Here is a 26,968-nt window from a genome sequence, read left to right on the forward strand (position 1 = left end):
CGGGGCGACCTCAGGCGCTGCGGTTGATCAGGCGGGACATGGCCTCGATGGCCAGCTCATAGCCATCGCCGCCCAGGCCCGCGATGACACCGTCGGCGGCCTTGGAAATGTAGGAATGATGGCGGAAGGCCTCGCGCCGCCAGATGTTGCTCATGTGGACCTCGATGATCCTGCCGGGAAAGGCTAGCAAGGCATCGAGGATGGGCACCGACGAATAGGTCAGGCCGGCCGCATTGATGATGACGCCCTGCGCGCTGCCGCGCGCCTCTTGTATCCAGTCGACCAATTGGCCTTCGTGGTTGGACTGGACGAAATTCAACCGGATGCCCAGCGAGGCGGCCTTGCTTTCGCAACGCTGCTGCAACACGGGAAAGCTGTCGGAACCATAGGTCTTGTTGGCGTCCAGTCCGTAGAGATTGGCGTTCGGCCCGTTGAGAAACCAGACCGTAGAGGAGGAGGAAGGTGCGCTCGGCGTCGTCATGGCGGCGGTCTCAGGCTTCGTTGGGAAGGGTGGCCTGCATGGCAGGCAATTGATTGAACACGGCGAACCAGGCTGTGGCGCGCGGATGCGCGGCGCGCCAGTCCAGCTCGGGAAAGCGGAAATCCAGATAGCCCAGGGCGCAGCCTATGGTCAGGCTGCCGATGTCCGGATGCGCTTGCGGCAGCTCGTCTGCCTGCGCCTCGATTTCCGCGAGACAGGCCCGTACCTTGACCAGCTGCGCCTCGCGCCATTGCGGCCATTGGATTTCGGCCGGCCGGGCCGTGTGTTCGTAGCGCGCCAACAGCGCGGCATCCAGCAGGCCGTCGCCCAGGGCCTGGCGCGTCAATGCCAGCCAGCGCGCCTCGCCCGCCGGAAACAGCTGCGCGTCGCCGGCGGCGCCGGCCAGGTATTCGCAGATCACGCGGCTGTCGTAAAGCGCCCTGCCGTCCGGCAGGATCAGGGTCGGCACCTTGGCCAGCGGATTATGGGCGGCGATGCGCGCATCGCGGTTGACCGGATGCGCCGCGCTGGGCAGCCATTCAATCCGTCCGGCCTGGCCGGTCAGGTGGGCGCAGATCATCACCTTGCGCACGAAAGGGGACGTCGGGGCGTAGAGGAGTTTCAATCCAGTCTCCGATTGTCAGGGTTTGAGGACCAGCTTGCCGAACACCTTGCCGCTTTCCAGCAACTGGTGCGCGCGCACGGCCTCGGCCAGCGGCAGGTTTTGCGCCATTCTGGGCCGGATGCGGCCGGCGGCCACCAGGGGCAGCACGTGGCGCCTGAGCGCGGCGGCCATGCGGGCCTTCTCGGCATCGGTCTGCGGCCGCATGGTCGAGGAATGCAGGCTCAGCTGCTTCTGCATCAGGGTCAACAGCTCGACATTGACGGCCGATCCCTGCAGGAAGGAAAGACTCACGTGACGCCCGCCGAAGGCCAGCGCCTGCAGATTGCGGCGCACGTAATCGCCGCCGACGATGTCCAGCACCACGTCCACGCCGCGGCCCTCGGTATAGGTCTCGCAGGCCTGCACGAAATCCGTGTCATGAAAGCAGATCACCTCGGACGCGCCGAGTTCGCGCAAGGCAGCGCCGCGGTCGCGCTCGCCATCCGTCACGATGACCTTCGCCCCGGCCGCATGCGCCATCTGGATCGCCAGCGTGCCGATGCCTCCGCCGCCGCCGTGAATCAGCACGGTCTCGCCCATGCGCAGGCGGCCCAGCTCGAACAGGTTGTGCCAGACGGTGTACAGGCCTTCCGGCAGGGCGCTCGCCTCGGCGTCGCCCAGCGCCGGAGGCACGGCCAGGGAATGATCCACGCGCGCCACGCACCACGGCGCATAGCCTCCGCCCGCCAGCAGGCTCATGAACCGCTGTCCGAGCAGGGACTCCGGCACGCCGGGGCCGCAGGCGGCCACCTCGCCGCAGGCCTCCAGCCCGAGCACGTCCGTCACGCCCAGCGCTGGCTTGCTCAGGCCCTGGCGCTGCATGATGTCGGGCCGGTTGATGCCGGCCGAAAGCACACGCAACAGCACTTCGCCGGGGCCTGGCGTGGGGACCGGGCGCTCGGCCAGCGCCAACACCGTGGCGTCGCCGGGCTCGCGGGCGATGATGGCTTGCATTTCAAGGGGGATCTGCTTCATGGAGTTTTGCCTCGCGAAAGAATGGAAGCTGGGCGGCTGCGCTGGCGCGGCCGCCGTGCAGGATGGAACAGCGCGGAACCCGTCTTTCAGGACGACGCGTTGAAGACGCTGACCCCGTGACCGGGCAGAGCAAGTCCCGCCACGGCGCCCACGGGCCATTCATGGATGCAGTTCAGGTCGGAGGTGCGCACCATCACGTGCTGGCGTCCCTCCACGGGAATGTGCACCTCCAGGTACAGATCCACGTGGTCGCCCTGGAATACGTGGTTGACGACCGTGCCGCTCAGCACCGACCCGCTATGCAGGGTTTCCAGCTTGATGTGTTCGGGCCGCACATAAAGATCGAGCCGGTGCCCCTCGTGCGAGCCGCCCACCAGGCGGTGGCGGGGAATATGCGTCAGCCCCGCGCCCAGGCGCAGCTGGATGGTCTCCGCGCCGGAGCCGTGATAGTGCGCGGGCAGGATGTTGACGTCGCCCAGGAACGAGGCCACGAACGGGTCCTGCGGATTGCGATACAGCTCGTCGGGCGCCGCGACCTGCCGGATCACGCCCTGGTTCATCACCGCAATGCGGTCCGACATGCTGAGGGCCTCGCCCTGGTCATGGGTGACAAAGATTGTCGTCACCCCGAGCTTGCGCTGGATATCCCGGATTTCCACCTGCATGGCGCCGCGCAGGCCCTTGTCCAAGGCGGAAAACGGCTCGTCGAGCAGCAGCACCTTGGGGCGGATCACCAGGGCCCGCGCCAGCGCCACCCGCTGCTGCTGGCCGCCGGACAACTCGCGCGGCTTGCGCTCGCCCAGTCCATCCAGCTTCACCAGGGCCATGGCTTCGCCCACCCTGCGCTCGATCTCGGCGGCCGGCACGCGCCGCATCCGCAGGCCATAAGCGATATTGCGCGCCACCGTCATGTGCGGGAACAGCGCGTAGTTCTGGAACACGATGCCGATCTGGCGCTGATACGGCGGCAAGGCCGTGACCGGGGTGTCATCGATGAAGATCTCGCCCTCGTCCGCGTCGGCAAAGCCCGCGATCAGGTTCAGCAAGGTGGTCTTGCCGCAACCGGACGGGCCCAGCAGCGTCAGGAACTCTCCGCTCTCGATCTTCAGGGAGACCTTTTGGAGCACCGCATGATCGCGGTATTTCTTGATCACGCCCTCCAATCGGAGCGCGCTGGGAGTATCGGAGGCAAAGGGGCGATTCGGCATGGCTGCTGCACTCACAAAGTTCGACTTCCCGGCGTGTATTGCTCGGGAAAAGCAGGCGGTGGCCGCATGGCACGCAAGAGAGCGTCCTCAGCGTTCTGGTGCGTTCAAGAATACGGCAAGGCCCTTTTCCCAGTGCGTTGCCGATGCTGATGGGGGCCATCGGAAAAAAGAAATCGCGGCATCCCGGACGCCCCGAAGCCCCCCTTTCCGCGCAAACCTGCTCCTTTGCTTTTTCCTAAGTCAGCCGTCCGAAAAACGAAGTTATCAACTCGGGGCTTCAGGGTCACACTGCGTGCCTATCGTTCAGCGCGCCCTTTGATCAAGCGCGCGGTTCGCCGGTCTTCTGTTGCTTGATCTTCGTGTCAGCCTCGAGACGCACCAGGGTCTCGGTAATTTTTAGGATCTTCAAATGTCAATTGAAAAAACCAATACGCTGGTGATCGGCGCCGGTCAGGCCGGCATCGCAATGAGCGAACACCTCGGCGCCATGGGCATTCCGCATATCGTGCTCGAGCGCAAGCGGATCGCCGAACGCTGGCGCTCCGAACGCTGGGACTCGCTGGTCGCCAACGGCCCCGCCTGGCACGACCGCTTTCCCGGCCTGAAGTTCGATGACGTCGGGCCCGACGTCTTCCCGCCCAAGGAGCGCATGGCCCAGTACTTCGAGGACTACGCCAAGATGCTCAAGGCGCCGGTGCGCACTGGCGTCGAAGTCCTGCGCGTGCAGCGCAACGACAAGCGCCCGGGCTTCACCGTCACCACCTCCGCGGGCACCATCGAAGCCCAGCACGTGGTCGCCGCGACCGGCCCCTTCCAGATCCCCACCTACCCGAAGATCGTGCCGCAGGACGCCGGCATCCAGCAGCTTCACTCCTCGGCCTATAAGAATCCAGGCCAGCTGGCCGAGGGCGCCGTGCTCGTCGTCGGCGCAGGCGCCTCCGGCTCGCAGATCGCCGAAGAACTCCGCCAGGCAGGTCGCACCGTCTACCTGTCGGTGGGCGAACACTATCGCCCGCCCCGCTCCTACCGCCAGCGCGACTACTGCTGGTGGCTGGGCGCGCTGGGCATGTGGGATGAGGTCAAGAAAAAGCCCAAGCGCGAACACGTCGCCTTCGCCGTGAGCGGCTACGAAAACGGCAAGACCGTCGACTTCCGCCGCCTGGCGCGCGACGGCATCCAGCTGGTGGGCATCACCACCTCCTATGAGAACGGCGTGCTGCATTTCGCCGACAACCTCGGCCGCGACGTCGCCCAGGGCGACGCCGACTACTTCGAGGTCCTGCGCGAAGCCGACGCCTACATCGAGCAGAACGGCCTGGACCTGCCGCCCGAGCCCGATGCCTGGAAACTGCTGCCCGACCCGGAATGCCTTACCTACCCCATCCTCAGCCTGAACCTGGCCGAGGCCGGCATCAAGACCATCCTCTGGGCGACCGGCTTCAAGGTCGACTTCAGCTGGATCGACGTCGACACCTTCGACGAAAACGGCTACCCCATCCACAAGCGCGGCATTTCCGCCGAAAAAGGCATTTACTTCCTCGGCCTGCCCAACCTCACCAACCGTAGTTCCTCGTTCATCTGGGGGGTTTGGCACGACGCCCGCTATATCGCGGACCATATCGGCATCCATCTGGATTACCTGGCGTACGAGAAGGAATGAGGGAGGCGGCGCATGGCCGGCTTCCAGGTCAGCCAGAAAAAACCCGCACGCTCGTGGGAGCTGCGGGTTTTTTGCGGTCCTGGCCGGCCTACCCCATTCGGGCACTGTAGCTAGGGCTGGCTAGCGCTGGCATACCATTGCAGCAAGCGCTGCCGAAAACGCTCGTCCAGTTTCCCGTATCGGGTCTGCGCATCGCCCGCCGCGTGCGGCGTGAGAATCACGTTGTGCATATTCCACAAAGGCGACGCCGGCGGCAGGGGTTCCACTTCGAAAACGTCCAGGTAAGCGCAGCGGACCTGCTCCCGTTGCAACGCCTCGATCAAGGCGTCCTCATCGGCCACCGGTCCCCGCGCAACGTTGATCAGTCCTGCCTCGGCCTTCATCTTGCCAAAGGCATCGGCATCCATGAGATGAAACGTCTCGGGCGTCAGCGGGCATGCAAGGAATACCCAGTCGGCGCGGGGCAATACCTCATCCTTCCTGTCCAGGGTGACGACACTGTCAAAATTCGGCAGGGGGCCGCTGGAAGTTCGCCTCACGCCTATGGTTTTCATGGACACGGCCTTGCATAGCCGGGCGATTTCAGCCCCGATACTGCCGACGCCCACGATCACGGCCGTATTGTTTTCAATTCCCCTCGGCTCCAGCGGGCCAAAGCGCACCGGAAACCATTCAGTTTCGTACTGCTTGCGAAAATGGACATGCATGTTCCGGGCAAGCATCAGCATGCCAGTGAATGCGCTCAGGGCAACCGTCGTCCCCGCGATCCCCCGCGCATCCCAGATTTGCACGCCACGGGCGCTCAATTCGTCGTAAAACGGCCGATCCAATCCGGCGGAGGGAACCTGCAGGAACCGCAATCCTCCGCATTTCCGCATCAGGTCGCAAAAATCCGACATCTTCCTTGTCAGCTCCGTTTTGGAGGACAGTTCCAGAATATCTGCTGACAGATACGCCCCCACGACCCGGGCCCTGTCCTCCTCCGCAACACTGTGCGCGCCCTCGTAAAGCAGCCAGTCGAATACCTCGCCACAACGGGACCTGAGCAGGGCGTACCCGTCCACATCGCGCGCATGCACCTCGCGGGACAAAACGATAAGCGGATTCATGCAATGCCCCGGGTCAATCTTTGTAGTCCGGACATTTCTTATCCAGGAGCCGCTTCAAGGCAGGCCATTCCAATATTCCGTAGGGCTTTTGCTTGCCAGGGCTGTCTGCGCTGGGTTGCAGCTTCAATTGCTGTCCCGTGCGACGTATCACCTCGTCATTTGGAAGGTTGATCTCGGCGCCGGACGACATGACGCGCAGCTGCACGGCGCACGATCTTTCTAGCCTGTAGATATTGTTGAAGGCTTCGGGGATGGTCCGGCCAGTGGCCAGCAAGCCGTGATTCCGGAGAATCATCACGTCGGCCTCCCCCAGGTCGTTCACGAGGCTTTCCTGTTCCTCGGTATCGACCACGACGCCTTGATAGTCGTGGTAAGCCACATTCACGAACCGCATCGACGTCTGCGTCAAAGGCAACAGCCCGCATTTCATTGCCGACACGGCCATGCCGTCCAACGTATGCGTATGGATGATGCATTCGACATCATGGCGAGCCTTGTGTATGGCGCTGTGGATGACGAACCCCGCTTTGTTCACACCATAGGTTTCATGGGGGTTGTAGAGAACATTGCCGTCAACGTCCACCTTTATCAGCGACGAGGCCGTAATCTCCGAATAATGATATCCAAACGGGTTGATGAGAAATGAATCCTCGCCCGGCACTCTGGCGGAAATGTGGTTGTAGATCATGTCCAGCATTCCGAACATGTCCACCAGGCGATAGCAGGCGGCCAGATCGACTCGCAGTGCCCACTCTTCATCAGAGAACGTATGCATTGTGCCTCTCCCTTTATCGAGCCACGTTCATCGTGGCCAACAACTTCTCGATGCGCACTTTCTCGCTGGCCTGCAGTGCCGCCATCTCCTGCGGAGTCGACCCGACCGGCTCGCTGCCCTGAGCGATCAGCCGCTCACTGACCTCCTTGTCCCGCAAGGCATCCTGGACCGCCCGGGACAGTACGGCCGTCCGTTCATCCGAGACATCGGCCCGCACCGCGATGCCGAACCACAGCGGCAACTGATAGCCCTTCAAAGATTCATTCATTGTGGGTACGTCGGGCAGCACGTCCGACCGGACATTGGTGGTCACGGCCAGTGGCCGGACATTGCCTTCCTTGACCTGGCCGACCACCTCATTGATGCGCGAAAAAACGAAGTCCAGCTGGCCGCCAAGAAGATCCGTCAGCGCCGCGGCGCCGCCTTTATAGGGAATGTGCGTCATCTCGACCGACGCCATATCGGCCAGCAGGCTCGCGGACATATGTTGAACGGTGCCGTTGCCGGCGGAGCCATAGTTCAGTTTTCCGGGATTCTTCCTGGCGAATGCGACGAGATCGTCGACCGACTTGAAATCCGATTTCGCATTCACGACCAGCACGATCGGAAGATTCGTCAGCTGCGATACGGGACGAAAATCGCGCTGCATATCGTAGTCCACGGATTTGTCCATGACTTTATTCACGATATGAGATGCCGACGTCACCAGCATGATATAGCCGTCGCTGGGCGCGCGCTTGACATACAGAGCCCCGATCCCGCCGCCGGCCCCTGGCTTATTCTCGACGATGACGGGCTGCCCGATCTTCTTGCTCATGCCTTCGGCAACGAGGCGCGCGGTGGCGTCCGTGCTGCCTCCCGCGGAATAAGGAACAACCAGCGTCAGCGGCTTTTCGGGGAAATTCTGAGCCTGGGCGCCGACGGAAACGCCAAGCATGGACACCATAAAAACAAGGGAAGAGAACGGCACTTCCATGGAGCTGTCTCCTATTTTCTATGTTCACTCGCAACGGAATCCGGTATTCCGGTAAGCGTGCGTCGACGTATCGGCTATTTCTTCCGACAGCTCTCCTTACGTCGAACCGCAGCCTGGTCAGTCCAGCTTCTCGAGTTCCGAGCTTTTTATGACCTCTGCCCAGTGGTCCTGCTGCGCCTTGATGTAGTTGCTGAAATCCTGGCCTGAACCCAGGAAGGGATACTGGCCGTGCCCCAGCAGGGTCTTCTGCGACTTTTCGGTTTTCAGGATTTCCTGGACGGCCGTCTCGATTTTCCCGGCAATCGCGGGATCCATGCCGGCCGGGCCCACGATGCCGTTCCATGGCCCGATGAGGAAATCAGCTTGGCCAGTGGCCTCGATGACCGTCGGGACCTCCGGCAGAAAAGACACGCGTTCCTTTGTTCCCACGCCGATGGCGCGCAGCTTGCCCACCTGCACCTGCGGCAGCGCCACGGCGCCGCTGATCAGGGCCATATCGATGCCTCCGCTCAGCATGCCATTCACCAGGGCGGCGTCTCCCCCGCTATATGGCACGTGCAGCAAGGGCACCCCCATTCTCTTGGCGAACCACTCCCCGGCCAGATGATTGTCCGCCCCCATGCCGGCGGAACCGAACGTCAGCGGCTGTTTGGCCGCCTTTCCGGCCGCGACAAGATCGGGGATGGATTTGACGCTCGACTGGGCATTCACCGCCATCACATACGGATACTGCGCGACGGGAGCAATGATCGTGAAGTCCTTGAAGACGTTGTAATCGATCGATTTGCGGTACATGGGTTCGATAGCCAGGGACCCGCTGCTCGCCAACAGCAGGGTGTAGCCATCCGGTTTGGCCTTTTTCACATACTGCAGGGCGATCAGGCCATTCGCGCCCGGCCGGTTCTCCACCACCACGGCCTGCCCCAGCTTGTCGCCAAGCTGCTGCGCCACATACCGGCCAATCACGTCCGTGGGGCCACCGGCGCCAAACCCGATGACGAGCGAAACGGGACGAGCGGGATAGTCAGCGGCCATGGCCTGGCCGCCGCACATGGCCACCGACATCGAGGCCAGCAGCAAGAAGTTTTTGATCTTTTTCATTTGTCTTCCTCACCCTGGGAATCGCATCAGCGGATGATGCTTTCGAGGTAGTCCTCGCTCAGGCCCACGCTCTTGTAATGGGCGCGACATTTCTCAACACGATCGAATACGTCCGTGTAACCGGTCTGCTTGCCGTTCTCGTCCACGTATATCAAGGCGCCATTGACCAGAAACCACGTCAGCATCTCGCCTTCCTCTTCCGATACCAGCGTATGGGTCTCGCCAGGTGGCTCGAAGACATAGCTTCCTTCCTTAGCCGTCCAGTCATGCTCCAGATAGCGCCACGACCCCTTCAGCACATATCCATGCACCGTCGCGGGATGGCGATGACAGCTGACGACGCCCTTGCGCCGCACTCGCAGGACGCTGGTCCAGTACCCGTGCGTGATGTTGAGCAACAGCGGCTTGAACCACACGTTGTCATGAATCGGAACCCACAACCGGTCATCGCCTTCCAGCACCGGCGTCACGATCTCCTGGCGTATGCCCTTGGGTTGAAGTTCTTTCGGGAATGGCAAAACTGAGTTCATGGTTTTTCCTTCGGTTTTCCGTTTGGATGAAATTTCAGGCGGTGCGACGCTCGAGTTCGAGCATCGCCTGCACGATGTCGTCTTGGAATATCTGCTGCGCTCCACCCGCCAGATAGGGCGCGGTCAATGTCTGCGCCGCCACCTCCGACAGCCGCTCCTTCGAGATGTCCGACACGCCGAAATCCCGCAGGCAGGAGGGCAAGCCGACTGCCTTGACCACTCCCAGCAGTTCGTCGAATTCGTCGCGCTGGCGCTGGCAGGCCAGCACCTGGACCAGGGAGCCATAGGCCACCAGTTCGCCGTGCAGGAAGCATTCGGTTTCCGGCATGCACGTGAGCCCACGAAGCAAGCCATGCGCCAGCGACAGGCCGCCTCCCTCGAATGCCAGTCCCGAGTACAGGACACAGGCCTCCACCAGTCGCTCGAAGTTCTCGCCCGGCCGTTGCGCCTCGCATTCGCCAATGGCGCTTATGGCGTGGATGCGGATCAGTTCATAGCATCTGTCGGCCAGCGTTCGCGAAAGCAGCAGGCTTTGCATGCCGAAGGTATTCGGGACGGAATTCGCCACCGAGCAATCCACTTCGAATTTCTTGGACAGGGCATCCCCGATACCAGCGACAAGCAGCCGCCTGGGCGCCTCGGCCAGGATCGACGTATCCACGAGCACCAAGTCCGGATTTCGCGCCAGCACCCTGGAATGCTTGAAGACATGTTCTTCGTAGATCGCAACCAGGCGGCTCGTCGGAGCATCGTTCGAAGCCGCCGACGGCATGATCACCATGGGCAGATTCAGGTTTGCCGCTACGGCCTTGGCGGTATCCAGCGTTTTCCCCCCGCCGAAACCGATCACGCAATCCACGGCGATATTCCGGGCAGCTGCGGTCAGGTCATCGATGGCAGCATCGGAACAGTTTCCCGGGAAGATGAAGGCATGGATCGCCACGCCGGACTGGTTGAAACGAGGCATGTATTGCTCAAGTGCCGCGTCGTAGATCAATAGCGCCGAGTCCGCGCCCAGGCAGTCCCGGAGTATGCCTTTCAGTTCGTGCAACGCGGCAGGCCCCTGCACATATCGCGCAGGAAAGCCCGTCCCATATAGATTTGAGTATGTATTGGCCATGAGTAACGGAAGCAATGGTGTTCCGGGGCGCCTGCGGCCCGGCATCCACTTGGCTCTAGGTTCGCGACGAGACGCGCCTAGCCGAGCCTGGGTTTGGGGCAGTCGTTGATTTCGGCCCAGAAGTCAGTCAGGCTGGACGTGTCCTGCCCTGCCTTGCCCGCCGCCAACGCCATTCTGAAGATGTTCCTGGTCGTGTCGCACACGGGCAGAGCCACCCGACTGCTGGCGCCCGCGTTGGAAGCCAAGGAGATGTCCTTGTATCCCAGCGCCAGATCGAAGCCCGGCGACAAATCTCCTTTCAGCACTTTGTTCGGCCATTTCTCTTTCAGTTGACCGTTGCTGGCAGTCGTGCTGGTGAGCACATTGAACGTATTGTTCAGATCCAGACCCAACGATTGCGCCAACACCAAGGCTTCGGAATTGATTTGGCAATAGCAAAGGACCATCATGTTGTTGATCAGCTTGGTACGCGTGCCGTGGCCCGCCGCACCGCAGTGATAAACGGTGGTCCCCATCTTGTACAGAACGGGCTCGACCTTTTCGAGATACCGCGCGTCGATGCCCAGCATGAACAGGGATTCTCCCTTGTCCGCATGTGCGGCCAGCCGACCCACGGGAGCATCGCCGAACACGATTCCCTTTGCCGTGAACGCCTGGAACAGCGCATCGACGGTATCGACATCGACAGTACTCATGTCGATGTAGATGGCTCCGGGGGCAAGGTTTTCGAGGATGCCGCCCGAGCCGAGCGCCACCTCCTTGACTTGCCTTGGGCCAGGCAGCATCGTGAAGACGATATCGGCATTTCTGCACAGATCGGCCACGTCCGCCGACATATGCGCACCTTCGGCCTGGAGTCTTTTCGCTACCTCTTCGTTCAGGTCGAAAACCCAAACCTGCTCGCCCTTGCCGACCAGCGAACGTGCCAGCGAAAGTCCCATCCTGCCCAAGCCAATAAAACCGATCCTCATAGCCCACTCCTTTAGACGGGCAAAGTATATCGACGATCAAAAATGCCAGAGGACGACATTTTTTCTGGCAGATAGTCGTTTTAGGCATACATCCGATCACGCTCCAGCCGCCTGAAAAACAGCCGCGTTGATAGTCGAAAAACGCATGTTTGCCAGAGAAAAAGTGGACGCTCCGCACAGTCGTTGGTTGATAGACTGCGACGAACTCCCGCCCCGCGTTCAACCAGCTGGCCTGCTCGCGCAGATTGCCGGTGCCGCGGCGGGCAATTCCAAAAACCATATCGAGACGCGGAGATTGAGACATGAAGTATTCGCAATACATAGACGGCGAGTTCCGCGCAGGCACCGGCCAGGCAGAGCTGGTCCTGGTGTCGCCTGCAACGGAAGAGGAACTCGGACGCTACCGCGCCGCTTCGCCAGACGACGTCGAACGGGCGATCGGCGGCGCGCACCGCGCGTACGGCACGTGGCGCAGGACCAGCCCCACGCTCAGGTCTGAACTGCTGCGCAAAGTGGCGCAGGAAATGCGCGGAGACAGCGACAACTTGTCTCGCCAGATCACCCTCGAGCTTGGCAAACCCCTGTCCGAGGCGCGAAAGGAGGTCGACACCGCCGCGGAAATGTTCGAATGGGCCGCGGAGGAAGCGCGGCGCCTGTATGGCCGCCTGATTCCGGCCAGGACGCAAGGCGTGCAGCAGCTGGTCAAACTGGAGCCATATGGCGTGGTGGCAGGGTTTGCAGGATGGAACGCGCCTGCCATCACCCCCGCTCGCAAGATCAGCGGAGCCCTCGCCGCCGGCTGCACGATCGTGCTCAAGCCCTCCGAGGAAACAGCCGGCGTCGCCTTGCTGATTGCGCAGGCCTGCGAACGCGCGGGCCTGCCGCAAGGCGCTGTGAACATGGTGTTTGGCGACCCCGCGTCCATTGCTGATCAGCTGTGCGCCTCGTCGCGGGTGTCCATGATCACTTTCACTGGCGGAACCGAGGTGGGCAAGCAGCTGGGCGCAAAGGCGGCCTTGCACATGAAGAAAGCAACGCTGGAGCTGGGCGGCCACGCCCCCGTCGTGGTCTGGCACGATGCCGATATCGACGAGGTAGCCGCGGCAGGCGTCGCAGCCAAGTTCCGCAACGCCGGCCAGGTATGCACTTCGCCCACGCGCTTCCTTGTGCACAAGAACATCTTCGATGACTTCTGCGAAAGATTCGTCGCGCACACCCGCGCCTTGGCCGTAAAGGACCCTTTCGATCCCCAGTCGAGGATGGGGCCGCTGAAGAACAAGCGCCGCCTGGCCGCCATCGATGCCCTCGTGCGCAACGCGGTCGAATGCGGCGCCACGCTGCTCGCCGGGGGCCGCGCAATCGAGGGGCGCGGCTATTTCTATCAACCCACCGTCCTGGCGCTGCGAGACAGGCGCGCGAAAGTCAGCCGCATGGAGCCTTTCGGTCCTGTGGCCCTGATGATGCCCGTGGAGGACGCCGACGAGGCCATTGCCGAGGCAAATGCGCTGCCCTTTGGGCTGGCCGCCTATGCGTTCACCAACGACATGAAACTGGCGCACCGGCTGGTCAACGAGATAGAGAGTGGCGTCGTCTGCATCAATGATCTGCAGGCCTCGCTGCCGGAAACGCCATTTGGCGGCTTCAAGGACAGTGGATTGGGATCTGAAGGCGGCGAGGAAGGACTGCGGGAATTCCTGCGCGTGAAGTGCGTGCGTCAAGGCGGGTTGGCCTGACGCCTGATATGTTTTTTTGGCATGTTTGTCGGCGCGATTGGAAAAACTGCGCGTACATGCCCCGACTTAAGATCCCCGCACTAAATAGAAACCATTGGGACCGTCATGAATTTCAACCTTTCGGAAGAGTACCAGGCGTTTGCAGATAGCGTCGCGCGATTCGCGCAGGACAAATTGGCTCCTGGAGCGCTGGAACGGGCCCACTCCAATCAGTACCCCTGGGAAACCGCGGCGCTGCTGGCGGAACAGGGTTTGCTGGGCATTGTTTTTCCCGAGGAGGACGGAGGCCAGGGCGGCACCTTGATGCACGCCGTGCTTGCGATCCAGCAAGTGGCGCTGGCGTGTCCGAAAAGCGCGGATATCGTGCAGGCGGGCAACTTCGGACCTATCCGCACCTTCGTCGAGTATGCCAACAAGGAACAGAAGGCCCGCTTTCTCCCTGACCTGCTGTCTGGGAAGAAACTGATTTCGCTAGGCATGACGGAGCCGGGCGCCGGCTCCGCGGTGACCGACTTGAAAACATCGGCGGTGCTCGAGGGAGACCACTACGTCGTCAATGGCAGCAAGGTTTTCTCCACCCACAGTCCCGACGCGGAGCTCTTTCTTGTCTATGTGCGGTTCGGCCCTGGCGTGGAAGGCATCGGGTCCATTCTGATCGAACGAGGCGCGCCGGGTTTCGAGATAGGAAAGCCCTCAAGCTTCATGAACGGAGAGCAGTGGTCTCAGCTTTACTTCGAGCAATGCCGGGTGCCGAAGGAAAATCTGCTGTTGGGTCCGGGCGGATTCAAGAAGCAGATTTCCGGATTCAACGTGGAACGGCTGGGCAATGCCTCGCGCGCGCTGGCCCTGGGAAGGTACGCCTTCAACATGGCCAGAGACCATGCCACATTGCGCAAGCAGTTCGGCCGCGAGCTGTGCGAGTTCCAGGGCTTGCAGTGGAAGTTTGCCGATATGTGGATGAAGCTCGAGCAAGCTCAGCTGCTGCTCTACAAGGCCGCTCTCGAAGGCGAGCAAGGGCTGCCCTCGGCGCAAAGCACCGCCATGGCGAAACTCGCCTGCAATATGGCAGGCTGGGACACATCCAATGATGCCATGCAGATCATGGGTGGAATGGGTTTCAGCCAGGAAGCATTGGTAGAGTATTGCGTTCGCCGGACCCGCGGCTGGATGATCGCGGGCGGGTCCATCGAAGTACTGAAGAACCGAATTGCCGAGGGTATTTTTGGCCGCTCGTTTTCCCAGCGCGCGCCCAGAGCCTCGCATCAATGAGAGTACGCATGTCCATCATCGAGCATTCCGAGCAGTTGATCAGCCAGGCACTTTTGCATCCGCGCAGCATCGCATTGGTGGGCGTATCGGATGATCCCGGCAAGACGGGCGGCCGCCCCCTGCAATTCCTGCGGCGCTCGCGGTTCGCAGGAAAGATCTACCCCATCAATCCGAATCGCGATCAGGTCCAGGGTGAACAGGCTTGGCCCAGTCTCAGTGCCTTGCCAGAGGTGCCGGAGCATGTCTTCATCCTGTCCTCCACCGATACGGTGCTTCCCGCCGTCAGGGAATGCGCGGAACTCGGCGTGAAGCAGGTGACCATCCTGGCGACGGGTTTCTCGGAATCCGGAGAAGAAGGCTGCCAGCGCGAACGGGAACTTCGCGACTTTGCGCAAGCCTCGGGCGTCAGGATCCTGGGGCCAAGCAGCCTGGGCGTCGTCAATCCCCACAACGGCCTGGTCCTGACCGCGAACGCCGCGTTCGCGGAACCTGACCTGCCCAAGGGAAACCTGTTCGTCGCCTCGCACAGCGGCAGCATGATCGGAGCCCTGGTTTCAAGAGGCAAGGCGCGCGGCGTGGGTTTCGCCGGCCTGGTGTCCGTCGGCAGCGAAGCGGATTTGTGCGTGGGAGAGATTTGCCAGGCGACACTCGACGATCCGACGATCGCGGGCTACGTGCTCTTTCTTGAAAGCCTGCGTCACGGAGACAAATTGAGAGCATTCGCCGCCGAGGCCGCCCGCCGGGGCAAACCCGTGATCGCCTATAAATTGGGCCGTTCGAACGCCGCGGCGGAAATGGCCGCCACGCACACTGGCGCCTTGGCGGGCGAGGACGACATTGCGGACGCGTTCCTGAAAGACCTGGGCGTGGTCCGCGTCGAGATGCTGGAAACCCTCTTCGAAGCTTTGCCGCTGGCAAAAAGAATGCCCGCGCCTGATTCCCGCGCCAAACGGGTGGGCGTGGTTGCCACGACGGGCGGCGGCGCCGCCATGGTCGTCGATCAACTGGGCATTCGGAACGTGACCGTGCAGCCGCTGTCCGAAGCCACGCAGCGCAAGTTGAAAGAGGCACAGATTCCCGGCTCCGCCGGCCGCGTGCTGGACCTGACCTTGGCAGGAACGAAGTACGAGGTCATGAAGAAGGCGCTGCAGATCATGCTGGAAGCGCCGGAGTTCGACCTGGTGGTCGCGGTCGTGGGCTCATCCGCAAGGCTGCAGCCTGAACTGGCCGTCAAACCCATCCTGGAATTCACCAGCGCGGACAAGCCTCTAGCCGTGATGCTGGTACCCGACGCCCCCGAAGCTCTGGGCACGCTGACGCGTGCAGGCATCCCCTGCTTTCGCACGCCAGAGACGTGCGCTGACGCCATTTCCTCGGTGTTTGCCCGACGGAAACTCTCTACCGCCGCCGCGGCCGGATCGCCCCAATTGGCGCAAGCGCAGGCCCTGAGCGAGGCGCAAGCCTATGACGTGCTGGACCGCTTGCAGGTGCCTCATGCCGACTACGCAATCTTCCCATTGAACGGCCAGATCCCGACGCTGCCTTTCGAGTATCCAGTGGTGGCCAAGCTCTGTTCGGCGGAAATTCCCCACAAGACAGAAGTAGGCGGCGTCGTGCTCAACATTCAGGATCCCGCGCAGCTGTCCCGGGCCTTCGAAACGTTACGCACGAATCTGCGGCAGAAAGCGCCGCAGCTCGTGTGCGAGCACGTGCTGGTTCAACCTCAGTTGCAGGGAATGGCAGAGGTATTGATCGGCTACCGGGTCGACCCCGATGCAGGGCCCATCGTCATGTTGGCCGCCGGAGGCGTCTGGGCTGAGGTCCTGCGCGACAGGAGCATCCGCCTGGCGCCGGTATCGGTCGAAGGCGCACGGGAAATGATCGAAGAGATCCGAATCCTGAAAACCGTATCGGGTTTGCGCGGCAAACCAAAGGGTGACCTGGAGGCCCTGGCACACGCCATCTCCAAGCTGTCCATGCTCGCGCAACGACCCGAACTGAAGCTACGGGAGGCCGAAGTCAACCCGATGCTGGTGTTGGCCGAAGGACAAGGCGTCCTGGCCGTGGACGCCCTGGTCATGCAAAGCGCGTGACCAGCATGGATCGCCGTCAGCAATCCGGCAACAGGGGCCGGGTCGCTGCGGCTTCCGACAGAATCCAGTCCCGGAACAGAGTTATCTTCCGGGCTTCGCGACGGACCTTGGGTCGCAGCAGGTAGAAGGAAAGGCCTGTTCTTACCGGCTGCTTGAACGGATACAGCAGGCTCCCTTCTTCGATGTCCCCCATCAAGAGCGCCACCTGACCGATCGCCACGCCCAGGCCGTCCATGGCGGCCTGCCACGTCAGCACCGAGCTGCTGAAATTCATCTGGTGGGTATCGGCAATATCGGCCAAGTGCCCGTGCGCCTTTGCCCACATCTTCCACTCCCCCTTGGGCCGATAGTGCGAAACCAGTAGCCGCGTGCGCAGGATGGCTTGGGGATACGCGGTTTCCGGAGCATGCTTTCTCAGAAACGCGTTGCTGCAAACCGGCTCGATGATGTCGTCGAACAATAGATCGGCTTCGGTGTCGGGGTTGCCGCCGCTACCCAACTGGATGCTGAAATCAATGCGGTCCCGCTCGAAATCAATGTCCTTGACCAGATTGATGATCAGGACTGAAAACTCTGGGTATTTCTTCTGGAAGCTTTCCAGTCGCGGGATCAGCCACTTCGCGGCAAACGTCGTATAGGTATGCACGCGTATCTTGTTGTCGTTGCCCTGCTCCATGATGCTATGGGTCGCATCCGCGATCTGGTCGAAGGCCGGAATGATCCGCTCTCCGAGCTCTTCCCCGATATCCGTCAGACTGATGCCCCGCTGTTCGCGCCGGAACAGCTTTACCCCCAGATACTTCTCCAGCACGTCCAGCTGCTTGCTGATCGCCGACTGGCCGACGTGAAGCTCCTTGGCGGCCTTGGTCAGACTCTTGGTGCGCGCGACGACATAGAACGCGCGCAGAGGATTCATGGGGGGAATTTTCTTTGACATGGAATGACTACTGACGATTCACATGGAATGGACGGCCCGCCCAGCTATCGTGAAAAGGTCAGAGACGCGCATGCGATCCGTACCGGCCATGGAGCGCGTTGCGCCCGGCACTTTGCGAGTGGTTCGCATTTTGTCTCCGTGAGTTTTGTTTTGCATGGCGAGCACGAATCATACACAGGGGCCCGGAGTCTTTCGTCGTCTCCCCTCTTGACGTCCGCCCCATGACTTTCCGGCGCAGGTGCGCTGCCGCCAGCAAGCGTGCAAATGCAACATTCTTGGCTCGCCGCCTGTCCACGATCGGATGAAGCAAGCGACAAAAAGCCCGTAAGAAATGGATTCTTACGGGCTTTTTACTTTCCAGGCGTATGCCTGGAACAAATTCTTGGTGCCGACGGCGAGACTCGAACTCGCACAGCTTTCGCCACTACCCCCTCAAGATAGCGTGTCTACCAATTTCACCACGTCGGCTAACTTCAACCAGAAAAGCGTGCTTTCCTGGAAAGTCGAACATTCTATCACGCAAATCAGGAATCGGGTGGTTCCGTGCTGCTTTGTCGCTGCAACGCCACCAATCCGTCCCCAAGAACGCTTCTGAGGGGCCTCGGACGGCCCCATCCCCAGCCTATCAGTTGATCTGCAGGTTGGTCGCCTTGACGACCTCGCCCCACTTGCGGGTTTCGCTTTCCATGAAGGCCTTGAACGCTTGCGGCGTGTTGGGCGGCGGGGGCATGAGGAAGCCGTTGGTCTGGTAGCTGGCGGCCAGCGCGGCGTCGGAGGTCAGGGCCTTGTTGATGGCGGCGTTGACCTTCTGGACGATTTCCGGCGGGGTGCCAGCCGGCGCATACACGCCGAACCAGGCCGCCACGTCAAAGCCTTCCACGCCGGATTCGGCGATGGTGGGGATTTCCGGGGCGAACGGCACGCGGCTGCCGGTCGTGACGGCAAGACCCGTCAGCTTGCCCGCGCGCACGTGCGGCAGCAGCGGCGGCAGGTTGTCGAAGATCGAGTCGACTTGTCCGCCCAGCAGGTCGGCCACGGCCGGGCCGCTGCCGCGGTACGGAACGTGCAGGATGTCGATGCCGGTCTTCATCTTGAAGAGTTCGCAGCCCAGGTGCGCGGACGAGCCGTTGCCGGGCGACGCGCAGGTGAGCTTGCCGGGGTTCTTCTTGGCGTAGGCGATGTATTCCTGCACCGACTTGACCGGCACGCTGGCGTTGACGGCCAGGATGTTGGGCACCACGTTCAGCAGGGCGACTGCGTCCAGGTCCTTGAGCGCGTCATAGGACATCTTGGAATAGAGCGACTGGTTGATCGCGGTGGAAATCGATCCGACGAACAGGGTGTAGCCGTCGGGCGCCGAACGGGCGACGGACTCGGCGCCGATGTTGCTGTTGGCGCCGGGCTTGTTCTCGACCACGAAGGTCTGGCCGAACTCCTTGCCCAGCACGTCGGCGATCATGCGCGCGCTGATGTCGGTGGTGCCGCCTGGGGCGTAACCCACGACCAGCCGCACCGGCTTGGTCGGATAGGCGCCGGCCTGGGCCTGCGCCGGTCCGCTGGCGAGGCACGCCAGCACTGCCGCCACGCCGGCCAGTTTGGTATAGATCTTCTTCATGTTTCCTCCTGTCGAAAACGGATGGGCGCGCATGGAAATGCGCGCTTTTTTTTTGTTGTTGTGCGGGTGCTCCTGCCCGGGGTGGCTGGCGCCGCCCGCGTCAGGCGGTCGCCGCCGGCCGCAAGGGCGCGATCAGGTCCGGTGTGAGGTCGGCCAGCGTCGCGCAGCCGAGCAGCGCCATGTTGGTCGAGATCTCGCTGCGGAATATGTCCGCGACTTTGCGGATGCCGGCGCTGCCGGCCACGGCCGCGCCGAACAATTGGGGCCTGCCGGTGAAGACCATGCGCGCGCCCAGGGCCACGGCCTTGAGCACGTCGGAGCCGCGGCGAAAGCCGCCGTCCACCATGACCGGGAAGCCGGGCGGCACCGCGGCCACCACGTCGGGCAGCGCCTGCAGGGGCGAGATGCAGCCATCCAGCTGGCGTCCGCCGTGGTTCGACACGATCACGCCGTCGGCGCCTGCCGCGCAGGCCAGGCGCGCATCGTCGGGATGCATCACGCCCTTGAGCACCAGCTTGCCCGGCCAGTTCTCGCGGATCCAGCGGATGTGCTCCCACGACAGCTTGTCGCGTTCGCCGCGAAAACCGTTGGGCGGGTCTTGCGTGATGGGCGGGCCGATTTCTTCGTACAGGTTCGAGAACCTGGGGATGCCGCTGCCCAGCAGCGTGCGCACGAAGACGTTGAAGCTCCAGCGCGGATGGCGCATGCCGTCCAGCATCACGCTGGGGCTGAGCTTGAAGGGCACGGTGAACGAGAGCTTCTGCAGGTTCTCGCGGTTGGCGCCCACGCAGGTGTCGATGGTCACCACTAGCACCGGGATCTCGGCCTGGCGCAGCCGCGCCAGCAGCTTGGCGATGCGCTCGGTATTGCCTGGCAGATAAGCCTGGTACCAGCAGCGCTTGCCGGTGGCTTCCTGCAAACGTTCCAGCGGTACGCTGGAAGCGCCGCTGATGATGAACGGAATCTCGGCCTGCTGGGCGGCCTGCGCCAACGCCAGGTCGCACTCATGCATGACGATGGCGGAGAACCCGGTAGGCGCGAACCCCAGCGGCATGGCGTAGCGCTGTCCGTAGAGTTCGACCCGGCTGCTGCGCTGGTCGACCACGCGCAGGCCGCGCGGCCGGAAACCCACGTCGCCCAGCGCGCGCACGCTCTCGGCCAGCGAAGCGCCGTCCTCGGTGCCGCCGCAGACGTAGCCTTCGACGCAGCGCGGCATGATGCGCCGCGCCTCGCGTTCGAAGTCGCGCACGGACAGGCAACGGTCCAGACGGCTCATGCGGCCACCGGCGAGCCGGCTTGCTCGCGCAGCGCCTGCATGCAGGCGGCCAGCGAACGGTCCTGCGTATCCTGGTAAAGCGCCAGTTCGTCCCGCACCTTGGCGCCCAGGGCCTGCTCGAAAGCGGCCTGGCTGGCGTTCTGCGCGTATTCGGCCTGGGCCTTGTCGCCCAGGTTCGACTGGAAGATGCCGGCCGCGCTGACGGGCAGGAAGTCCTCGTACACCAGCGGCTCGAAGCGGATGTGGCCCTGGGCGATCAGGTCCTGCAGGCCGGCCTCGGGATCCGCGCCTTCCTTGCCGGTCAGGAAATAGCGGAAATAGGCCAGCCCCTGCGCATGCAGCGCGTCGTAGTCATCCGGGAAGGCGGCGAAACAGTCCTGCAGGTTCTGCATGTAGGCCGCGGCGTTGCCTTCGTTGGGCGCGCCGCTGATGCGGCTGCGGGCCAGGTCCAGCAACTGGTCGTACAGCGCCCGGCCCTTGCGGGTCAGCGCGACGCCGCGCTGCTCGATCTCGCCGAAGCGCGCCGTGTGGCTGCCGGCCGCGGACTGGCCGTCGGCGCCGGCGAACAGGACCGCTTCCTCCAGCGCCTTGAAGCTGGTCTGGCGCAGCAGGATCGGGCACTTGCGCGGCGGCGGGCCTTCGATCACGGCCTTGGCGGACACGCCGCGGCGGGGCATCTCGGCCTGGGCTTCATCGATGTCCAGCGTGCGCGGGGTCAGGTGGTTGATGTGCGGGCCCTTGAAGGCCACCACGTCGGCGATCAGGCGATGCTGACCATGCAGTTCCTCGTAGTCTTCAAGGCTGACGGTGGCCTCGCTATGCCAGCGGAAGGTATGCAGGGCTTCTTCCACGAATTCGCGGGCCGCGGCTACATCCAATCCGCCCTGCGCCTCGAAGCGGGCCGCGAGTTCCAGCGTGCGCGCGGTGAAGATCTGGCGCGCGGCCAGGATGCGGGCCGCCTTCTCGCGCAAGGTCTCGTCAGCGATCAGTTCCAGCCGCAGCAGCGAAGTGAAAACGCGGAACGGGCTGGCCTGCAACGAGGCTTCGTGGGTGGCGCGAAAGGCGGTGGAATGCACCGGCACGCCGGCCGGCGACAGATCGTAATAGCCCACCGGCTGCATGCCCATCACGGCGAACACGCGCCGCAGGTTGGCCAGTTCCTGCGCGGTGCCGACGCGGATCGCGCCGTGGCGCTCGATGTCCAGGCGCTCGATCTCGCCGGTGCGCGCCAGCTGCGCGGCCAGCTCGGGCTGCTCGGCCAGCGTCTTGGCGTTGACCTGTGCGACCAGGTCCAGCAGCGTGTCGTACAGCGGCACTTCCGACTTGTACATGTCGGACATGGCGCGGGAGAACCAGGCGCGGATCTGGTCCGGATTGACGAAATTCTGACTCATGGCGGGCTCGGCACATCGGTAAACAAGGATGGCCGCATGAAATCATGCGCTGCGCGCGCAATCAAATGAAAAAAATCGGCTTAATCAGTCCGTTTTTTCATGGATCGCGCGCGCTGGGCGTCGCGCTCGCGCTTGCGCGCGGCCTCTTGTTCCACCCAGGCGACGAACTGCTTGATCTTGGGCACTTCGGCCGAATGCTCGGAGTAGGCGACGAAGTACGCGCCGTCGCTGGGCTGCACATAGTCCCAGGGAATCACCAGCTTGCCGGCCTGCAACTCCTCTTCGGCCAGCAGGCGCGGCGTCAACGCCACGCCGCAGCCGCCCTCTGCCGCACGCACGCACATGTAGAAGGTATCGAAGCGGGGACCGTGGTAGCTGCGGTCGGACTGGAACTGCTGACGCGAGAAGTAGTCGTGCCAGGCTTCCGGGCGCGAAGCGCATTGGATCAGCGCCTGCGCGCTCAGCGCCTCCAGGCTGTCGACCCTGTCACCCGGAAGAAAGCCGGGCGCGCACACCGGCACCACCTCTGCACCGAACAATTCCCGGCACTGGGCGCCCGGCAAGGTGCCATGCCCGAAGAAGAAGGAGATGTCGATCTTGGCCTGCATCAGGTCGAAGGGCCGGGTTTCGCTGCGCACCTTGACCTGGATGTCCGGATGCGCGGCCATGAAGCCTTGCAGGCGCGGGATCAGCCAGCGCGCGCCGAAGGTGGGCTGGGTGCCGATGGTGAGCACCTGGGTCTCGCTGCCGTAGGTCAGGATGTAGCGCGAGGACATGTCCACCTGGTTCAGGATGGCCCTGACCTCGGACTGGTACAAGGCTCCCGCAGGCGTCAGTTGCAGGCGCCGCCGCACCCGCAGGAACAGCGGGTTGCGCAGCAGCGCCTCCAGCTGCGCGATCTGCTTGCTGATCGCGCTCTGAGTCATGTGCAGTTCCTCGGCGGCGCGCGTGAAGCTCATGTGCCGCGCCACCGCCTCGAAACATTGCAGCGCCATCATCGATGGCATCAAACGCTTTTCCATGGGGCCGATCCGGGTATGCCTGTGCTGGCCGCGGCCGGCGTCCCATCGCCGGCCGCAGCGCTTGCGGCATTATCGCAGGCCCAGGCTCACCACTGGTATCCGACCCCCGCCGCGCCGCCGAAATCACCGCGGGACGTGCCGTTGGCCGATACCTTGTAGACCCAGCGCCCGCCGCTGGAAACGCGCGACAGGCCCATGGCGTAGCCCGATTCGCCATTCCAGGTGCCGCCCGCCATGGACAGCATGTTGCGGCCCGGCAGATAGGCCTGCGGCAAGGAAGCCGTCGCCATGGCCGCGGCCACGCCCGCGCTCAGCATGCGCTCCTGGGAATCCAGGTCGTTGCGCAGGTTCTGCACGGAATGCTCGACGGCGCCCACGCGCGCCTCGCTTGCGCTGCTGGCGGCGCGCAGCTGACCCACATTGACGGCATCGGTGTCCTCGCTGCCTGCCGCCACGCCCGTCATCTGGCGTCCGCCCACGTTCACCTCGCCGGTGGAGTTTTGGGGCCGCGCCATGCCGTAGGCCTCGTAGCCTTCCTGCGCGCCGCGCGCCGCCGAGGACCCCGCCCCCAGCGCCACGCTGTTGCCCGCGCTGGCTACCGCGCCGGCGCCGACCGCGACGCTCTGCGTAGCCGCGGACGAGTCCGCGCCCACCGACACGCTACGTTCCGCCACGGAACCGCGTCCGGCATTCGAGCCTATCGATACGTTGTCGCTGCCGCGCACGCCCGACCCGGCGGCCGTGCCCTGCGCCACGTTGTTGTTGCCGACGACGTCGCGGCCGGCGGCCAGCCCGCTAGCCGTATTGCCGTCGCCCTGCACGCCGTAGCCCGCGTAGGCGCCGGCAGCCATGTTGTTGGCGCCGGTCACGTTCTGCCCGGCATTCTTGCCCTGCGCCAGGTTGCCCTCGCCCTCCACGTTCTGGCCCGCGTTCTGGCCCAGCGCCAGGTTGCCGTCGCCGACGACATTGCGGCCCGCTTCCTGGCCGAATGCCGAGTTGCCGTTGCCGGTGACGTTGCGGCCGGCGTTGGTGCCATAGGCGGCATTGTTGTTGCCCACCGTGTCCGTGCCGGCCCAGAAGCCAAAGGCATCGTTGTAGTCGCCCGTGACGTTCTGCCCGGCGCTGCGGCCGAACGACTGGTTCCAGCCGCCCTGCACGTTGGTGCCGGCGTAATAGCCGATGGCCTGGTTGGCGTTCTTGCCGCCGACCTTGGAGCCCGCGCCCTCGCCGATCGCGAGGTTCCAGTTGGTGCTCACGTCCTGGCCCGCGCCATTGCCCAGGCCGATGTTGTTGCTGCCTTTCACGTTGACGCCGGCGTTCTTGCCTATGGCGTGATTACCTTTGCCCGTCACACCCTGGGCGGCGCCCGGTCCATAGCCGAGATTGCTGCCGTCCCACATCACGGGCGGCGCGGTCTGCGCCTGCGCGGCCGATCCCCCGGCCAGCGCACCCACCAGAACCGCCACCGACAAGCCGTTGGCGGCCAGAATTGCGTATGTGTTCTTCATGATCATGTTGGTAGTTTTTTGTTGCGGACGGCCAGGCGCGCACCCCGATGCGCGCCTGGCCCGCTCATGCCTGGGCCATCACAGATGCAGCGCCATGGCGGGGTCGCTGACGCTCGCGCGGCCGTTCTCCATGCGTCCGGCGAAGCGGCGTTCGAAGCCTTCGGCGGTGACGGTGAAGTCGTACCAGTTGCCGCTTTCCTTGATGGACAAGTGGTGTTCGGCGACCTTGCCCGGCTCGACCGCCAGGGTCCAGGGGCCGTCCTTGCGGTAGGCGTTGGATTGCAGGTTCGCCTGCAGGCTGGCCGTGCCGCGGTTGGACACCTTCACGTAGAGCGCGCTGCCGGCCGGCTCGTAGCAGACCTGCACTTCCAAAGCCGCGCCGCGCTGGGTGTTGCCGGAGAAGGTCCGCACGAAGCCGTTGCTGCTGTACACCCACAGGTCATAGTCGCCGCCGGTCCAGGTGTCCGACAGCGTCTTGCCGGCTTCGACGGTGTAGCGCCGCGGGATCAGGTCCAGGTTGCGCTTGTCGTACACATGGAACACCGCGCCCGCTTCGCCCGTGTTGCTGAACAGCAGTTCGACGGCGCCGTCCGCGCCCAGCCGGGCGCTGGTGTGCAGTTCATAAGGCAGCGCGCGCGACAGCCGCGTGCCGGTCTCCTGGAACAGCGGCTGGGGGATGGCGGGCGCCTGCGTCACGGCAGTGGTGGGCAACAGCTTCTGCGCCGCGTTGATCGCGGGATAGTTGCTGGTGTCGGGCAGCGTGGGCACGCGGGGATCGTTGGGGCTGACGAAGTCGAAGCAGGAGGTCAGGTCGCCGCAAACCGCGCGGCTCCAAGGACTGATGGCGTCGACCTTGATGTCGAAGCGCTGCTCCAGGAACCGGCCCACGGAGGTGTGATCGAACACCTGTGAATTGACCCAGCCGCCCTTGCTCCACGGCGACACCACGTACATGGGCACGCGCGAGCTCAGGCCCCACGGCCGGATGTTGCCGGTGATCTTGTCATCGGCCTTCAGGTAGCTGCCCACCGAGGCATCGAAGTACTCGCCGTCCAGCGGCACGGTGGACTTGCCCATCAGCACGCCGTTGGCGTCATAGGACGGCACTGCCGGCATGGCGGCGTGATCGAAGAAGCCGTCGTTCTCGTCGAAGGTCACGAACAGCGCGGTCTTGCTCCAGACTTCCGGATTGGAGGTCAAGGCGTCCAGCACGTCGGCAATGAAGTCGGCCGCGCCGGCCACGCCTTCGCTGCTACCCGGATGCTCGGCCAGCGCCTGGGTGGGCAGCACCCAGGACACCTGCGGCAAGGTGCCGTTGGCCACGTCCTGCTTGAGCTGCGCCAGGAAATTGACGGCGCCGTCGTTCTTCTCGGGGCCGCCTGTCAGGCCGTGTTCATAGATCGGCGAACCCGGCTGCGCGGTGCGGAAGCTCTTGAAGGCCAGGCAGCCATGCATGGCGCCCGTCCAGTTGTTGTTCATGTTCTGGTAGATGTGCCAGCTGACTCCGGCGCGCTGCAGCAGGTCGGGCAAGGTGTCCCACTTGAAGGCGCTGTTCTTGTACTTGTAGTTGTAGACGCCCGTCACGGGGTCGACCTGGCCCGAACCGTCGGCCAGCTGCGCGCGGCCCGCGACCCAGTTGGACGGGCTGGGCCAGCAGCGCGAGTTGACGGGCTCCGAATCGGTGTCGGTGCTGTTCACGCCCAGCTTGCGCAGTTCGGGATTGGCATTGGCGCCCGACCAGAACACGATGCGGTTGGGATCGGTGCCGGTCAGGATGGAACAGTGATAGCCGTCGCAGACCGTGAAGGCGTCGGCCAGCGCGAACTGGTACGGAATGTCCTCGCGCATGAAGAAGCCCATGGTGGCCTGGTTCTTGTACTGGATCCACTGGTCCATCTTGCCCTGGTTCCAGGCCGCCTGCTGGTCGGGGAAATTGTGCGGCGTGCCCGATCCGATCAGCGCGTTGCTGGTCCTGGAATCGCGGCGGAAGGGCTGGATATCCTGGCCGCCCTTGGGGTCGGGCTGGAAGAACACCGACTTGCCGCTGGCCAGCGGAATCGGGAAGCGGTCGCCGAAGCCGCGCACGCCGCGCATGGTGCCGAAATAGTGGTCGAACGAGCGGTTCTCCTGCATCAGGATCACGATGTGCTTGATGTCCTTGATGGTGCCGCTTTCGACCGCCGCGGGAACCGCCAGCGCGCGCTGGATCGAGGCGGGCAGCAAGGCCATCGCCGACAGGGCGCCGGCCGCCTGGGCCGAGGCGCGGAAGAACTGCCGGCGGCCCGGCAAGGCCGGGGACACGCTGGCGGAATGCGAGGGGTAGGTCTTGGTCATGGGGCTACTCTTGCGTTGGGTTGAGCGGATCGGGCGTTCAGGGCGCGCAGCGCAGTTGCGGCGCGGGCGGCGGCGTCTCGGGCTGTCCGGTCTCGGGCGGCGCGGTCGCGCCGTCATCCGAGTCGTCATCGCCGCCGCAGGCGGCAAGGGTCAAACTCAAGGCGATGGCCGCAACAAGGGCGCGGCCCAGTGCAAAGTACGGGGTCATGAAAACTCC

The 26,968-nt window shown here is 63.6% G+C and carries 23 protein-coding genes and 1 tRNA gene; 4 read left to right on the plus strand and 20 right to left on the minus strand.

The window, feature by feature from the left end:
* Positions 1-10: 10 nt before the first annotated feature.
* From N5C88_RS29615 to N5C88_RS29630, 4 genes are all read right to left on the minus strand, one after another.
* The gene (locus N5C88_RS29615; RefSeq protein WP_280016769.1) at positions 11-481 is read right to left on the minus strand and encodes a 3-dehydroquinate dehydratase; all 471 of its coding nucleotides are present in this window, start codon (positions 479-481) and stop codon (positions 11-13) included.
* 10 nt (positions 482-491) lie between these two features.
* The gene (locus tag N5C88_RS29620; protein ID WP_118931764.1) at positions 492-1,106 is read right to left on the minus strand and encodes a glutathione S-transferase; all 615 of its coding nucleotides are present in this window, start codon (positions 1,104-1,106) and stop codon (positions 492-494) included.
* A 15-nt stretch (positions 1,107-1,121) separates the two neighbouring features.
* Entirely contained in the window at positions 1,122-2,120 is a 999-nt protein-coding gene (locus tag N5C88_RS29625; RefSeq protein WP_280016770.1) for an NAD(P)H-quinone oxidoreductase, read from the minus strand.
* 86 nt (positions 2,121-2,206) lie between these two features.
* The gene (locus tag N5C88_RS29630) at positions 2,207-3,328 is read right to left on the minus strand and encodes an ABC transporter ATP-binding protein (RefSeq protein WP_059375371.1); all 1,122 of its coding nucleotides are present in this window, start codon (positions 3,326-3,328) and stop codon (positions 2,207-2,209) included.
* A 409-nt stretch (positions 3,329-3,737) separates the two neighbouring features.
* Here N5C88_RS29630 and N5C88_RS29635 point away from each other — a divergent pair, with 409 nt between their 5' ends.
* Positions 3,738-4,988, plus strand: coding sequence for an NAD(P)/FAD-dependent oxidoreductase (locus N5C88_RS29635; protein ID WP_059375379.1), 1,251 nt, complete (start codon positions 3,738-3,740; stop codon positions 4,986-4,988).
* A gap of 110 nt (positions 4,989-5,098) precedes the next feature.
* On the opposite strand, the gene N5C88_RS29640 is transcribed toward N5C88_RS29635, so the two are convergent.
* The 7 genes from N5C88_RS29640 to N5C88_RS29670 form a co-directional block, all read right to left on the minus strand.
* Positions 5,099-6,097, minus strand: a complete 999-nt coding sequence (locus tag N5C88_RS29640) for a D-2-hydroxyacid dehydrogenase (protein WP_280016771.1) — start codon at positions 6,095-6,097, stop codon at positions 5,099-5,101.
* 13 nt (positions 6,098-6,110) lie between these two features.
* Entirely contained in the window at positions 6,111-6,872 is a 762-nt protein-coding gene (locus N5C88_RS29645; RefSeq protein WP_059375472.1) for a class II aldolase/adducin family protein, read from the minus strand.
* 13 nt (positions 6,873-6,885) lie between these two features.
* Positions 6,886-7,848 carry a tripartite tricarboxylate transporter substrate binding protein gene (locus N5C88_RS29650; RefSeq protein ID WP_280016772.1) on the minus strand — a complete coding sequence of 321 codons (963 nt, stop codon included), beginning with the start codon at positions 7,846-7,848 and terminating at the stop codon, positions 6,886-6,888.
* Between the two features lie 117 nt (positions 7,849-7,965).
* Positions 7,966-8,928, minus strand: a complete 963-nt coding sequence (locus N5C88_RS29655; protein ID WP_165867783.1) for a tripartite tricarboxylate transporter substrate binding protein — start codon at positions 8,926-8,928, stop codon at positions 7,966-7,968.
* Positions 8,929-8,975: 47 nt separating this feature from the next.
* Positions 8,976-9,467, minus strand: a complete 492-nt coding sequence (locus N5C88_RS29660) for a 2,4'-dihydroxyacetophenone dioxygenase family protein (RefSeq protein WP_280016773.1) — start codon at positions 9,465-9,467, stop codon at positions 8,976-8,978.
* Between the two features lie 46 nt (positions 9,468-9,513).
* Positions 9,514-10,644, minus strand: coding sequence for a glycerol dehydrogenase (locus N5C88_RS29665; RefSeq protein ID WP_118931760.1), 1,131 nt, complete (start codon positions 10,642-10,644; stop codon positions 9,514-9,516).
* 32 nt (positions 10,645-10,676) lie between these two features.
* Complete coding sequence (locus tag N5C88_RS29670; protein WP_059375496.1) at positions 10,677-11,570, minus strand: NAD(P)-dependent oxidoreductase; 894 nt, start codon at positions 11,568-11,570, stop codon at positions 10,677-10,679.
* A gap of 302 nt (positions 11,571-11,872) precedes the next feature.
* Here N5C88_RS29670 and N5C88_RS29675 point away from each other — a divergent pair, with 302 nt between their 5' ends.
* The 3 genes from N5C88_RS29675 to N5C88_RS29685 all read left to right on the plus strand — a co-directional run bounded on the left by N5C88_RS29675 (position 11,873) and on the right by N5C88_RS29685 (position 16,665).
* Positions 11,873-13,303, plus strand: a complete 1,431-nt coding sequence (locus tag N5C88_RS29675) for an NAD-dependent succinate-semialdehyde dehydrogenase (protein ID WP_280016775.1) — start codon at positions 11,873-11,875, stop codon at positions 13,301-13,303.
* A gap of 105 nt (positions 13,304-13,408) precedes the next feature.
* Complete coding sequence (locus tag N5C88_RS29680; RefSeq protein ID WP_059375500.1) at positions 13,409-14,572, plus strand: acyl-CoA dehydrogenase family protein; 1,164 nt, start codon at positions 13,409-13,411, stop codon at positions 14,570-14,572.
* Positions 14,573-14,580: 8 nt separating this feature from the next.
* Complete coding sequence (locus N5C88_RS29685; protein WP_280016776.1) at positions 14,581-16,665, plus strand: acetate--CoA ligase family protein; 2,085 nt, start codon at positions 14,581-14,583, stop codon at positions 16,663-16,665.
* 16 nt (positions 16,666-16,681) lie between these two features.
* Here the strand turns inward: N5C88_RS29685 and N5C88_RS29690 are convergent, their stop codons facing one another.
* From N5C88_RS29690 to N5C88_RS29730, 9 genes are all read right to left on the minus strand, one after another.
* Positions 16,682-17,581, minus strand: a complete 900-nt coding sequence (locus N5C88_RS29690; RefSeq protein ID WP_251877593.1) for a LysR family transcriptional regulator — start codon at positions 17,579-17,581, stop codon at positions 16,682-16,684.
* Between the two features lie 404 nt (positions 17,582-17,985).
* Positions 17,986-18,070: transfer RNA gene (locus N5C88_RS29695), tRNA-Leu, on the minus strand.
* A 157-nt stretch (positions 18,071-18,227) separates the two neighbouring features.
* A complete protein-coding gene (locus N5C88_RS29700) occupies positions 18,228-19,217 on the minus strand; it encodes a tripartite tricarboxylate transporter substrate binding protein (protein ID WP_059375507.1) in 990 nt (329 codons plus the stop codon).
* Positions 19,218-19,317: 100 nt separating this feature from the next.
* Entirely contained in the window at positions 19,318-20,493 is a 1,176-nt protein-coding gene (locus N5C88_RS29705) for an alpha-hydroxy acid oxidase (RefSeq protein ID WP_280016777.1), read from the minus strand.
* Positions 20,490-21,887 (minus strand): VOC family protein, encoded by a 1,398-nt coding sequence (locus N5C88_RS29710; RefSeq protein ID WP_280016778.1) that lies wholly within the window; start codon positions 21,885-21,887, stop codon positions 20,490-20,492. The genes N5C88_RS29705 and N5C88_RS29710 overlap by 4 nt, the downstream gene beginning before the upstream one ends.
* A gap of 80 nt (positions 21,888-21,967) precedes the next feature.
* Positions 21,968-22,909: a LysR substrate-binding domain-containing protein gene (locus tag N5C88_RS29715; RefSeq protein WP_059375512.1), complete on the minus strand. Its 942-nt coding sequence runs from the start codon at positions 22,907-22,909 to the stop codon at positions 21,968-21,970.
* 86 nt (positions 22,910-22,995) lie between these two features.
* Positions 22,996-24,417: a YadA-like family protein gene (locus N5C88_RS29720; protein WP_280016779.1), complete on the minus strand. Its 1,422-nt coding sequence runs from the start codon at positions 24,415-24,417 to the stop codon at positions 22,996-22,998.
* A gap of 78 nt (positions 24,418-24,495) precedes the next feature.
* On the minus strand, positions 24,496-26,751 hold the full coding sequence (locus N5C88_RS29725; RefSeq protein WP_280016780.1) for a phospholipase C, phosphocholine-specific: 2,256 nt from the start codon (positions 26,749-26,751) through the stop codon (positions 24,496-24,498).
* Positions 26,752-26,788: 37 nt separating this feature from the next.
* The coding region (locus N5C88_RS29730) for a hypothetical protein (protein ID WP_280016781.1) at positions 26,789-26,968 on the minus strand (180 nt) is incomplete at its 5' end.

The organism is Achromobacter sp. GD03932, assembly GCF_029839485.1.
Taxonomy (GTDB): Bacteria; Pseudomonadota; Gammaproteobacteria; order Burkholderiales; family Burkholderiaceae_B; genus Achromobacter; species Achromobacter bronchisepticus_A.